The 12,619-nt window shown below is 39.3% G+C and carries 10 protein-coding genes and 1 pseudogene; all 11 read left to right on the top strand.

The window, feature by feature from the left end; genetic code table 11:
* The first annotated feature begins 35 nt into the window (after positions 1 to 35).
* Positions 36 to 2,117, top strand: a complete 2,082-nt coding sequence (locus MWM02_RS10790; protein WP_244401985.1) for an alpha-glucuronidase family glycosyl hydrolase — start codon at positions 36 to 38, stop codon at positions 2,115 to 2,117.
* A gap of 48 nt (positions 2,118 to 2,165) precedes the next feature.
* Positions 2,166 to 3,674: a GH39 family glycosyl hydrolase gene (locus tag MWM02_RS10785; RefSeq protein WP_244401984.1), complete on the top strand. Its 1,509-nt coding sequence runs from the start codon at positions 2,166 to 2,168 to the stop codon at positions 3,672 to 3,674.
* A gap of 99 nt (positions 3,675 to 3,773) precedes the next feature.
* A complete protein-coding gene (locus tag MWM02_RS10780) occupies positions 3,774 to 4,724 on the top strand; it encodes a sugar kinase (RefSeq protein WP_244401983.1) in 951 nt (316 codons plus the stop codon).
* 17 nt (positions 4,725 to 4,741) lie between these two features.
* Positions 4,742 to 5,371, top strand: coding sequence for a bifunctional 4-hydroxy-2-oxoglutarate aldolase/2-dehydro-3-deoxy-phosphogluconate aldolase (locus MWM02_RS10775; protein WP_244401982.1), 630 nt, complete (start codon positions 4,742 to 4,744; stop codon positions 5,369 to 5,371).
* 174 nt (positions 5,372 to 5,545) lie between these two features.
* Complete coding sequence (locus MWM02_RS10770; protein WP_081260510.1) at positions 5,546 to 6,247, top strand: GntR family transcriptional regulator; 702 nt, start codon at positions 5,546 to 5,548, stop codon at positions 6,245 to 6,247.
* 63 nt (positions 6,248 to 6,310) lie between these two features.
* Positions 6,311 to 7,714, top strand: coding sequence for a glucuronate isomerase (gene uxaC / locus MWM02_RS10765; RefSeq protein ID WP_244401981.1), 1,404 nt, complete (start codon positions 6,311 to 6,313; stop codon positions 7,712 to 7,714).
* Positions 7,715 to 7,747: 33 nt separating this feature from the next.
* The gene (gene uxuA / locus MWM02_RS10760) at positions 7,748 to 8,830 is read left to right on the top strand and encodes a mannonate dehydratase (RefSeq protein ID WP_481861419.1); all 1,083 of its coding nucleotides are present in this window, start codon (positions 7,748 to 7,750) and stop codon (positions 8,828 to 8,830) included.
* Entirely contained in the window at positions 8,831 to 9,676 is an 846-nt protein-coding gene (locus MWM02_RS10755; protein WP_244401980.1) for an SDR family oxidoreductase, read from the top strand.
* Positions 9,677 to 9,786: 110 nt separating this feature from the next.
* Entirely contained in the window at positions 9,787 to 10,437 is a 651-nt protein-coding gene (locus tag MWM02_RS10750) for a YesL family protein (RefSeq protein WP_244401979.1), read from the top strand.
* A 52-nt stretch (positions 10,438 to 10,489) separates the two neighbouring features.
* Positions 10,490 to 12,097 carry a glycoside hydrolase family 43 protein gene (locus tag MWM02_RS10745; RefSeq protein WP_064553196.1) on the top strand — a complete coding sequence of 536 codons (1,608 nt, stop codon included), beginning with the start codon at positions 10,490 to 10,492 and terminating at the stop codon, positions 12,095 to 12,097.
* Between the two features lie 104 nt (positions 12,098 to 12,201).
* Positions 12,202 to 12,570, top strand: a pseudogene (locus tag MWM02_RS19650) (transposase); the annotation flags it as partial.
* Positions 12,571 to 12,619: the final 49 nt, after the last annotated feature.

Raw genomic sequence — 12,619 nt, 5'->3', positions numbered from 1 at the left:
AGACTTATATTTTGCATGAATAGGAGGCGCTATATATGAAAGGAAATGGGGCAGTGTTACAGGAAGGGGAACAATACGAACCTTGTTGGCTAAGATATGAAAAAGTAGAAGGATATTACCAAAACCTTTCCTTATTTTCAAATATTGTTGTGAAAGGAACATCGCCTGTTTTTCATTCGGCTGTTGAGGAACTTTCGCGCGGCATATCGTCTATTATTGGCATTCAACCGAAAGTAGCCAAAAACGTTGAAAAAAATGGGTTTATTCTATTAGGCACTATAGATGATGAAGAGGTAAAACGGCGATTTTCAAGTTTAAGAGAGTTTCAGCAAATAAACAAGGAAGGATATACTATTCAGTCTATTTCACATAATGGGGAATTATCCATTTATTTAGTGGGAAAAACGGATAAAGGTGTTTTGTATGCTGTGTTCCATTTTCTTCGATTATTGCAGATGAAAAAGGGCATCGAGCGTTTATCTATTTTGGAAAACCCGAAAAATCGATTGCGCATGATTAACCATTGGGACAATATGGATGGAAGTATCGAACGTGGATATGCGGGACGCTCGATTTTCTTTAAAGACGATCAGTTTGTAAAAAATAGAAATCGTATCAAAGATTATGCACGGTTGCTTTCGTCAGTAGGAATTAATGGGGTTGTGATTAATAATGTGAATGTCCACGAAACAGAAACAAAATTGATTACAGAGGAATTTTTGCCGGATGTTGCAAAAATTGCAGATATTTTCAGATCTTACGGTATACAGACGTTTTTAAGCATCAACTATGCAAGTCCGGCCCAAATTGGAGGACTATCAACAGCGGACCCGCTTGATCCGGACGTGCAACAGTGGTGGAAAAAGACAGTTGAACGCATTTATCATTATATCCCAGATTTTGGTGGGTTCTTAGTAAAAGCAGATTCAGAATTTCGGCCTGGACCATTTACATATAATAGAAACCATGCTGAAGGAGCGAATATGCTGGCTGAGGCGCTGCAACCATTTGGGGGAATCGTGATTTGGAGATGTTTTGTATACAATTGCCGACAGGATTGGCGGAATCGTTCGACCGATAGAGCGAAAGCGGCTTACGATCATTTCAAGCCATTAGACGGTCAATTTCATAACAATGTCGTTTTGCAAATAAAAAATGGGCCGATGGACTTTCAGGTAAGGGAGCCGGTGTCTCCTTTATTTGGTGCGATGCCAAAAACGAATCAAATGATGGAAGTTCAAATCACGCAAGAATATACAGGGCAGCAAAAACATTTATGCTATTTAATTCCGCAGTGGAAAGAAGTGTTGGAATTTGATACGTATGCAAAAGGGAAAGGATCGCAAGTGAAAAAAGTAGTAGACGGCTCTTTATACAATTATCAGTATAGCGGCATCGCAGCTGTTTCTAATATAGGCGATGATCCGAACTGGACGGGGCATACATTGGCGCAAGCCAACTTATATGGGTATGGGCGCTTGGCCTGGAATCCAGACCTTTCAGCGCAGGAAATAACGAATGAATGGGTGCTGCTTACATTTGGGGATGACCCGGAAGTTGTTGGACAGATTAGCCAGATGCTTTTAGACTCTTGGAGAATTTATGAAAATTATACCGCCCCTTTGGGAGTAGGATGGATGGTGAACCCTGGACATCATTATGGCCCAAATGTGGATGGGTATGAGTATTCTCCGTGGGGAACATACCATTATGCGGACCGTTACGGGATTGGAGTCGATAGAACAGTACGAACTGGGACAGGTTTTACCGCTCAATATTTTCCTGAAAACGCTGAAATGTACGAATCTCTTGAATCTTGTCCAGATGAATTACTATTGTTTTTCCATCACGTCCCTTATACGCATCGTCTCAAATCTGGCGAAACCGTTATTCAGCATATATACAACACTCATTTTGAAGGTGTAGAGCAAGCCAAGCAGTTAAGGGAAAGATGGAAAAAATTAAAAGGTAAAATAGATGAAAAAAGATATCGTGATGTTTTGGAGCGTTTGAATATTCAAGTAGAACATGCAAAAGAATGGCGGGATGTGATTAATACATATTTTTACCGCAAATCGGGAATGGAGGATAAATATAACCGCACTATTTATAAATGATGAGGCAGATTTATGCAAATATCCTAATCAAGGAAGTGAATCATTGGAATGAAAAAAATAAAAGTTCGAGATGATGAGCCAAAAGTGTTTAAGAAGAATTGGAAATTCTGTGTCGGCACAGGAAGATTGGGGCTTGCATTGCGAAAAGAATATTTCGATCATCTAAAATTGGTTCAAGAAAAAATAGGATTTCAATATATCCGCGGACATGGTTTGCTTTCTGATGATGTAGGCATTTATCGTGAAGTGGAAATCGATGGAGAAACAAAACCTTTTTATAATTTTACTTATATTGACAGAATTATTGATTCTTATTTAGAGCTAGGAATCCGCCCATTTGTGGAACTTGGATTTATGCCAAGTGCCTTAGCGTCTGGAGAGCAAACTGTATTTTATTGGAAAGGGAACGTTACACCCCCTAAAAACTACAATAAATGGTATGATTTAATCGTAGCGGTAGTATCTCATTTTGTGGAACGTTACGGTATCGAAGAAGTGCTGAAATGGCCTTTTGAAGTTTGGAATGAACCAAACTTAGTAAATTTCTGGAAAGATGCGGATAAACAAGAATATTTTAAACTATATAAAGTCACGGCGGCTGCGGTAAAAAGCGTTCATCCTGATCTTCAAGTTGGAGGGCCGGCCATATGTGGGGGAAGCGATGAATGGATTGTTGACTTTCTTCGCTTTTGCGCCGACGAAAATGTACCGGTCGACTTTGTAAGCAGGCATGCTTATACATCAAAGAAGCCGCATAAAAAGACATTTGAGTATTATTATCAAGAATTAGAAGCTCCGGAAGATATGTTACAACAATTTAAAACAGTTCGCGAGCTAATTGATCAATCGCCGTTCCCACACCTGCCTTTTCATATTACGGAGTATAATACATCGTACAGCCCAATCAACCCGGTTCACGATACCGTTTTCAACGCGGCATATATAGCCCGGATTTTGAGCGAAGGCGGAGATTATGTCGATTCTTTTTCGTATTGGACATTTAGCGATGTATTTGAAGAAATGGATGTTCCGAAGGCACAATTTCACGGCGGATTTGGCCTAGTTGCTCTCAATTCGATCCCGAAGCCTACTTTTCATTTATTTACATTTTTTAATGCTTTAGGTGATGAACGGCTTTATCGTGATGAGGAAATAATTGTGACTAGAAGGGAAGATGGTTCTATTGCGCTGGTTGCTTGGAACTTAGTTATGGAGAAAGGGAATGGTTTTACAAAAGATTTCGAAATGGAAATACCTGTTCCGTTTGAAGATGTTTTTGTGAAACGGCAGACAATCGATGAAGATCACGGCAATCCATGGGCTGTATGGAAACAAATGGGGAGGCCGCGGTTTCCACATAAAAAGGCCGTAGAGACATTGCGCCAGGTAGCACAGCCTAAAGTGACTACATGCAGAATGCGGACGGAAAATAATATTTTAAGGTTGCAAGTCAAGTTAACGAAAAACGAAGTGACTCTTATCGAAGTAGAACCGGTGAAAGATGAAACATATACCTATGTTGGATTAGACGACAGCTTCATTACATCGTACTCATAATATAAATTCTGTTAAGCGGAAATACAGGAGAGTCTTAGTTTGGGGTAGATTTTCCCTTCACCAAGATGACATGAATATGAGAAAAGTGGAGGTTTTAAGATGGATGTTGTCACAATAGGGGAGTCCATGGTAGTTTTTACTCCTACTAGCAATGGATTAATGAGATATGCTACCCATTTTACGAAAAAGATCGGTGGTGCTGAGTCTAATGTTGCAGTTGGCCTTGCAAGGTTAGGACATCGTGCCGGTTGGATCAGCAGAGTCGGAAATGATGAATTTGGAAAGGCAATTCTCGCTTTTTTAAAGGGGGAAGGCGTTGATATAAGCAGAGTAAAGATGGACGAAAAAGCACCGACAGGCATTTATTTTAAGGAAATGAGAAGGCAAAATGACATTCGGGCTTACTATTATCGCAAAGGCTCGGCAGCAAGCCTATTATCACCGGCTGATTTGGACGAAGAGTATATCGCAAGTGCAAAATATTTACATATTACAGGCATTACCCCTGCTTTAAGCGATAGCTGTCGGGAAGCCATTTTAGCCGCAATAAAAATAGCGCGCGATAATGGGGTGAAAATTGTATTCGATCCTAACTTGCGACTCAAACTTTGGAAGGAAGAGGCTGCTAGGGGAACGCTTCTTTATATCGCATCACAAGCAGATATTGTACTCCCGGGGATGGCAGAAGCAACCTTTTTATTTGGCAACCATCCTACAGAAAAATTGGGGCAATTATTTCTTGAACTTGGGGCTTCCCTAGCAGTACTGAAACTAGGAGAAAAAGGCGCACATTATTTTACAAGTAAAGAAGACAAATGGGTTCCCGGCTTTCCAGTGGAACAAGTGATCGACCCGGTTGGAGCAGGCGATGGGTTTGCTGCTGGATTTATTTCGGGATTGTTAGACGGATTAAGCATATATCATGCTGTGGAAAGAGCTAATGCTGTAGGTGCGCTGGTGACGATGGTTTGCGGCGATGTTGATGGTTTGCCTGAACGTGATGAGATTGAAAAATTAATAACAAAAAATAATGAAGATGTTATTCGATAATAAAGTGGGGGAAAAGCATGGATGATATTAAAGAAACGGGAATTATTCCTGTCATTAGGGGAGCAACAGTTGAGAATATCATCCCCATTGCGCGCGCTTTAAAAAAAGGTGGAATAAATATCATTGAAATCACAGTGGAAGCTCCAGGAGCGCTGGCAGCGCTTGAAAAAGCGGCAAACGAGCTAGAGGGTGTATTAGTAGGTGCTGGCACCGTATTAGATGGGGAAACGGCACGATCAGCGATTTTATCCGGAGCTAAGTTTATTGTTTCTCCTTCCACGAGCATAGAGACGATTCAAATGACGAAGCGGTATGGGGCAGTGAGTATAGCGGGAGGATTAACACCAACGGAAATCGTTACCGCTTTTGAAAATGGAGCTGATTTTGTAAAAGTATTTCCTATCAGTATATTCGGACCTAATTACATTAAAAGCATTAAAGACCCTTTGCCGCAAATACCGTTAATTGCGACGGGGGGAATAAATATAGAAAACATAGAAGATTATATAAGAGCAGGCGTGGAGGCGGTAGGGATAGGAAGCTCATTAGTCAACGTAAAAAAGCACCTCACTGATTCATACCTGTTGGAAATAGCCCATCATGCTTCCTTATTAGTAGCTGCGGTAAAAAAAGCAAGAGCGAAATAGGCAAATATTTTAACCAACAACCGTATGGCTGAATGTATGAATATATGGTGCAATTGACAGAAAATATTTTCTTCGCTAAAATGTAAGCGAATTTTTATCTTTAAAAAGAAATGTTTATTTTTTGAATAATACTACCATACTAGTATAGTGAGATAAAATGAAAGGGAGAATTCAATGGCAATGTTTACATTCCAAGAAAGCCAACAAATAAAAAGCTCTACAAGGGGATCAACGAGAGACCAACTGTATCATTTGTTAAAGGAGAAAATTTTGCGTTTAGAGCTTGAGCCAGGTACAAAAATTTCTGAAAAGGAAATTGCTGAAAATCTTCATGTTAGCAGAACCCCTGTTCGTGAGGCTTTCTTAAAATTAGCTCAAGAAGAATTGTTAGATATTATTCCGCAAAGCGGCACGATCGTATCACGGATTAATTTAGAGCATGTAGAAGAAGGCAGATTTATTAGAGAGGTCATTGAGAAAGAAGTAGTGGCGTTGGCATGTGAAAAATTTACGGAGGAATATTTATTTCAATTAGAAAAAAATATTGCCATGCAGGAATTATGCGTGGAAAAGAGCAACTATTTAGCACTTTTCGAATTGGATGAGGAATTTCATAAGATTATTTTTGATGGTTGCAGGATGTCGCGGTCATGGAAAATGGTTCAGCACCTAAATAGCCATTTTAACCGCTTGCGCGTGCTTCGATTATTTTCCGATTTAGACTGGGATATTATCATCTCTCATCATAAGCAAATTTATCAATTAATTGCTAATAAGGAATCAGAGAAAGCGCGAAAAGTGATGGAAGAACATTTAAGACTAGTGGTCATTGAAAAGGACGTGCTAAAGAAACAATATCCGCATTATTTTGTTTGAATTCGCCCTGTTTAGAAGAATGTATAGATCTAATGCATGTTGTTGAAAAGGAGGGGAAGCTGCGTGCAGACATTTATACACGAAAATTTTTTACTGCAGAATAAACCGGCGAAAATTCTTTATCATGAATATGCGAAACATATGCCAATTATTGACTACCACTGTCATTTAAGTCCGAGGGAAATCGCAGAAGATAAACGATTTCAAAATTTAACCGAGTTGTGGGTAGACGGCGATCATTATAAATGGCGTGTAATGAGGACGTTGGGGATTGAAGAGAAATATATAACAGGAGACGTAAGTGATTATGAAAAATTCCAAGCGTGGGCTAAAGCAGTGCCTTATTGTATTGGAAACCCATTATACCATTGGACGCATTTGGAATTAAAACGTTATTTCGATGTTGATATAGTTTTAAACGAAGGAACATGTAAGGAAATATGGGATCATTGTAACCAAGTATTACAAAAAGAGGATTTCTCAGCCCGCAATATCATTTCTAAATCCAATGTGGAAATGATAGGAACAACGGATGATCCATTAGATAGTTTAGAGTACCATAAAGTTATTCAAAGTAGCCAACATATCCCAACAAAGGTCATGCCCACTTTTCGGCCGGATCCATTATTAGAAATTAATCATCATTCTTTTCCAAAATATATAGGAGAGCTAGGGAAAATTACGAATATCGAAATAACTAATTATGAACAAATGTTAGAGGCAATTAGAAACAGAGTTAACTATTTCCACGAAATGGGATGTAGAATTTCTGACCACGGACTCGAGTATATGCCATATGAAGAAAGCGATTTAAAAGAAGTGTCCGCTATTTTCCAAAAGCGAAAAGATGGTTTTATTGTAACTAAAACAGAAGAAGATAAATACAAAACGTTTACATTACGTTTTTTAGGACAACTTTATCATTCATTGGATTGGGCCATGCAACTGCATATTGGTTCAATAAGAAATACGAATGCGAGAAAGTTTCAACAATTAGGCGCAAATACCGGGTATGATTCTATTAATGATTTTATATTGGCAAAGCCACTGAATTCTTTTTTAAATGCGTTAGAAAAAGAAAATAAGCTGCCTAAAATCATTCTTTATACTTTAAATCCTGCATATAATTACGTTATTGCATCGACAGTTGGCAATTTTCAAGGTGAAGGAATTAAAGGAAAAATACAGTTTGGAGCGGCTTGGTGGTTCAACGACCATAAAGATGGGATTCTATCACACATGAAGGACTTAGCCAATGTAGGAGTTTTAAGTAGTTTTATAGGCATGCTGACTGATTCAAGAAGTTTTTTATCCTATGTACGGCATGAATATTTTCGAAGAATACTATGCAATTTAATAGGGACGTGGGTGGAAAATGGCGAAGTCCCGCCCGATTATCCTTTTTTAGGAAAAATTGTTCAAGACATTTGTTATTTTAATGCAAAAAATTACTTTAACATTCAGTAAATTTCCTTCGATGAATCAAGGGAGTGCAAAGCGATGAAAATGACATTTCGGTGGTTCGGCAAGGGCAATGATACTGTTTCGCTGGATGACGTGAGGCAAATTCCCGGAGTGGAGGGAATTGTAGGAGCATTATACCACATTCCTGTAGGCGAAGTGTGGCCGCTTGAAGATATTTTACACTTGAAAAAACAGGTAAATGAAAAAGGATTCCACCTTAAGGTAATTGAGAGTGTCAATGTCCATGAAGATATTAAACTAGGATTGCCTTCACGGGAGCGCTATATTGAAAATTACAAACAAACGATTCGGAATTTAGCGAAAGCTGGTGTGAAAGTTATTTGTTATAACTTCATGCCTGTTTTTGACTGGACGAGATCGGATCTAGCGAAAAAACGGAGCGATGGTTCTACGGTTTTGGCTTATGAGAAAGATAAAATAGAAAATATTGATCCGGAAGAAATGGTTAGAAGAATCGAAAGCGACGCAAACGGTTTTTTATTGCCAGGGTGGGAACGTGAAAGATTGAAAACAATCAAAAACCTTTTTTCTCTATATAAAGGAGTTACAGAAGACGATCTATTTGAAAACCTGCGTTATTTTTTGGAACAAATTATTCCCGTCGCAGAAGAGTGCGGGATTAAAATGGCGATTCATCCCGATGATCCGCCTTGGTCGGTATTTGGATTGCCGCGAATTGTAACAAATAAAGAAAATTTAGAGAAAATTATAAAGATGGTCGATAGCCCAGCGAACGGAATCACGTTGTGTTCAGGTTCATTGGGGGCTAACCCTAATAACGATATTCCAGAAATGTTCAGATATTTCTTGAAAATGGATCGGGTCCCGTTTGTCCATGTTAGAAATATAAAAATACATGAAAACGGCGATTTTGAAGAAACATCCCACCGTAGTTGCGATGGTTCGCTCGATATATGTGAGATCGTAAAGGCGCTTCATGATATGAACTTCCAGGGATATATACGTCCTGACCATGGACGGATGATTTGGAATGAAAAAGCGCGGCCGGGATACGGGTTATATGACCGTGCGCTTGGTATCATGTATCTCTTCGGAATTTGGGATAGTCTGGAAAAGCAAAAGAAAGGAAGAGGATAAATGCTGCCAATCCATCCAAATCTAAAAGGCAAAGTAGCGGTAGTTACCGGCGGTGGTGGAGTGCTGTGCAGCTGCATGGCCAAGGAGCTGGCTCGGCAAGGAATGAAAGTGGCAATCCTTAACCGGACGTTGGAAAAAGCAGAAAAAGTAAAGGAAGAAATTATCAACCAAGGTGGGGATGCCATCGCCGTTCCATGCAATGTGTTAGATGTTGATAGTGTAAAAAAAGCGGAAGAAATCGTATTTCGTGAATACGGCCCCTGTGATGTGTTGATTAACGGGGCCGGCGGTAATCATCCACAAGGGATTACCACAAAAGAGATACTTGAACAAGAAGATTTGGATCATCCGGAAATCGCTACATTTTTTGATCTTACTACCGAAGGATTTAAGTATGTGTTCGATTTAAATATTGTGGGCACTGTCATTCCAACACAAATTTTTCTAAAACGAATGATCGGAAAAAAAGGAACGATTATCAATATCTCATCGATGAGCGCCCCCCGGCCAATGACGAAAGTTCCGGCATATAGCGCTGCCAAAGCGGGGATTGAAAATTTCACAAAATGGCTGGCGGTGCATGTAGCTAGTGTCGGAATTCGTGTTAACGCGATTGCTCCAGGATTTTTTCTGACGAAACAAAATGAAAATTTACTAAAAAATCCAGACGGATCATATACGGAGCGTACAAAAAAAATTTTATCCCACACACCGATGAAGAGATTAGGGAATCCTGAAGATTTATTAGGAACTTTGCTCTGGCTTGTCGATGAACAAACAAGCGGATTTGTTACAGGAATCGTTGTACCAGTTGATGGAGGATTTTTGGCATATGCTGGCGTCTAAAGATAGGATAGAGCGAATATTTTTCTTTTCTTATTGAATATTCAAATAATACAAATATTTGTGATATACTGTTCCGTAGAAAAGACGGCATTGAAAAAGGTGGATTAAAAATGCGTTCCAGTTGGCTAGAAGGAAGAATATATGGCATATGCGAATGGATCACCAGATTGGCGTATGTCAATATACTTTGGGGGCTCTTTACATTAGCAGGAGCGATTATTTTAGGCGTTGCGCCTGCGACAGTTGCGTTGTTTACCGTTGTAAGAAAATGGCTTCTTTTTAGCGATAATGATGTTCCGATTTTTAAAACGTTTTTGAACACATATAAAAAAGAGTTTTGGCGGGCCAATAAGATCGGGCTATTTATAGGGTTTGTTTCTTATGTTTTATATATTGATTTTCTATATATCGCAAACGTCCGAGAAGCGTTTCAGCTAGCATTTTCCGTTTTTCTGTTTGTTATTTTAGTTTTTTATGCTATTACGCTTTTATATCTCTTTCCTATTTATGTTCATTATGAACTGCGGTTCTTGCAGTATGTAAAATACTCTTTCTTTATCGGGATGGCGAATCCGTTAATGACGCTGACCATGTTCCTTAGCATTATCTTGCTGACTGTTTTGTTTATGTATATACCCGGGCTAATTCCATTCTTTAGCGTTAGTTCGTTCTCTGTTGTTTTAATGTGGTGTGCGCTAAAGGTCTTCCGCAAAATTGAGGAGAAGCAAAATGCCATCAATCGTTCTAACAGCAAAGCTTAAGTAGTTGAATATCTTTTTGTAAATGTTTTCGGAAAAAGGAGGTAACACAGATATGGTAAGAATAAGAAATCCCATTTTAACCGGATTTCATCCAGACCCATCCATATGTCGTGTAGGAGAAGATTACTATATTGCCGTTTCCACATTTGAATGGTTTCCAGGAGTGAGAATCTATCACTCGAAAGATTTAAAAAATTGGCGTTTAATTTCAAGACCATTAAATCGATTGAGTCAACTGAATATGTTAGGAAACCCAGATTCAGGAGGAGTTTGGGCGCCCCATCTATCATACAGTGACGGTAAATTTTGGCTTATATATACAGATGTAAAAGTAGTGGAAGGGCAGTGGAAAGATTGCCATAACTATCTTGTCACTTGTGAAACGATTGATGGCGAATGGTCTGACCCTATTTACTTAAATAGTTCAGGTTTTGATCCGTCTTTGTTTCACGATGATGATGGAAGGAAATATTTAGTTAATATGTGCTGGGATCATCGTGTTGGCAACCATTCTTTTTATGGCATAGTGCTTCAGGAATATAGTGTTGAACAACGAAAGTTAATTGGAAAACCGGAAATTATCTTTAAAGGAACAGATTTAAAAATTACCGAAGGCCCCCATTTATATAAAATCAACGGTTATTATTATTTATTAACAGCGGAAGGTGGCACAAGATACAATCACGCGGCAACCATTGCGCGGTCAAAATCTCTCCGGGGGCCGTATGAGGTGCATCCGGAAAATCCGTTGATTACATCATGGCCATATCCGCGTAATCCGCTGCAGAAAGCGGGGCATGCCTCCATTGTGCATACCCATACGGATGAGTGGTTTTTAGTACATTTAACAGGCAGACCGCTTCCGAAAGAGGATCAACCTTTGTTGGAACACCGCGGCTACTGTCCGCTTGGGCGTGAAACAGCAATCCAAAGACTGGAATGGAAGGACGGCTGGCCTTATGTTGTCGGAGGAAATCAGCCTTCTTTAGAAATCGAAGGACCGAATGTGGAAGAAGTAAAATGGGAGAAGGATTATGATGAAAAAGATGATTTTGACAGCGATGTTTTAAACCCGCACTTTCAGACGTTGCGGATTCCGTTAGGAGAGGATATAGCTTCATTAAAAGATAATCCCGGGCATTTGCGGCTATACGGAAGGGAGTCGCTTACCTCAAAGTTTACACAAGCTTTTGTAGCTAGACGATGGCAGCACTTCAACTTTATTGCAGAAACGAAAGTTGCCTTTCGCCCTACAACATTCCAGCAGTCTGCAGGACTTGTAAATTACTATAATACGCAAAACTGGACGACGCTTCAAATTACTTGGCATGAAGAAAAAGGAAGAATTCTTGAGGTAATGACATGCGATAATTTTACATTTGACCAACCTCTCCGGGGAGAAGAAATCGTTATACCAGATGATGTACAATATGTCTATCTTCGCGTTGAAGTACAGACGACTACTTATCAATACTCTTATTCATTTGACGGGGAAAATTGGATGAAAATTCCTATACAATTTTATTCATACAAATTATCCGATGATTATGTAAGAGGCAGAGCCGCTTTTACCGGTGCGTTCGTCGGAATGCACTGCCGGGATAGTTCAGGGCAAAACAACTATGCTGATTTTGATTACTTTTTGTATAAAGGATTGTGATATCTTTGTTATATGCTAAACACTTTGTTTATTAAATAGACAAACAAATAAAAGTACGTTATAATTTCGTTAAGATTTCTAAGTAATCTAAAAAATTATGAAGGGTTATAGCGGAAATCGGAAGTTTCTCTCATTATCTTATCAAGATCCACGCCAATTCCTGAAGCTCGTGAGCCTGACGTTATAAGAACGTTTCTTCGATCAGCGTAAAAGACAAAAAACGGCTTTCCAAACGTGGAAGGAGGCGGTTGCGCGCCTCCACTTCCATCGCATGATACCGCTGATCTGTCACAAATGAGGCGTTTCGATCGAATATTACACGACTCGGGCGAACAATCCATTACGGAAGAAACAATTGATTGTTGTGTTATGTGGAAAATGACTAAAGTACTGCATGCGGTGAGTACAAACTGCAAACGTTTGGCGCAGAGCGAATGATACAGGACGCTTTCAGGTTCGCAAAGGCAGTTTGATTGTTCAATTGCAGTTTTGAAATATTTTCTCAAAATATAAAATTATTGG

The sequence above is a fragment of the Parageobacillus sp. KH3-4 genome, from assembly GCF_022846435.1.
Lineage (GTDB): Bacteria > Bacillota > Bacilli > Bacillales > Anoxybacillaceae > Parageobacillus > Parageobacillus thermoglucosidasius_A.
Note: the sequence above shows the minus strand (reverse complement) of the source record. Positions and strands in the feature narration are given on the sequence as shown.

What these genes read in the sequence shown, in the direction of transcription:
- MWM02_RS10790 (WP_244401985.1), top strand. Translation starts at nt 36, where the DNA reads ATGAAAGGAAATGGGGCAGTGTTACAGGAAGGGGAACAATACGAACCT.
- MWM02_RS10785 (WP_244401984.1), top strand. Translation starts at nt 2,166, where the DNA reads ATGAAAAAAATAAAAGTTCGAGATGATGAGCCAAAAGTGTTTAAGAAG.
- MWM02_RS10780 (WP_244401983.1), top strand. Translation starts at nt 3,774, where the DNA reads ATGGATGTTGTCACAATAGGGGAGTCCATGGTAGTTTTTACTCCTACT.
- MWM02_RS10775 (WP_244401982.1), top strand. Translation starts at nt 4,742, where the DNA reads ATGGATGATATTAAAGAAACGGGAATTATTCCTGTCATTAGGGGAGCA.
- MWM02_RS10770 (WP_081260510.1), top strand. Translation starts at nt 5,546, where the DNA reads ATGGCAATGTTTACATTCCAAGAAAGCCAACAAATAAAAAGCTCTACA.
- uxuA (WP_481861419.1), top strand. Translation starts at nt 7,748, where the DNA reads ATGAAAATGACATTTCGGTGGTTCGGCAAGGGCAATGATACTGTTTCG.
- MWM02_RS10755 (WP_244401980.1), top strand. Translation starts at nt 8,831, where the DNA reads ATGCTGCCAATCCATCCAAATCTAAAAGGCAAAGTAGCGGTAGTTACC.
- MWM02_RS10750 (WP_244401979.1), top strand. Translation starts at nt 9,787, where the DNA reads ATGCGTTCCAGTTGGCTAGAAGGAAGAATATATGGCATATGCGAATGG.
- MWM02_RS10745 (WP_064553196.1), top strand. Translation starts at nt 10,490, where the DNA reads ATGGTAAGAATAAGAAATCCCATTTTAACCGGATTTCATCCAGACCCA.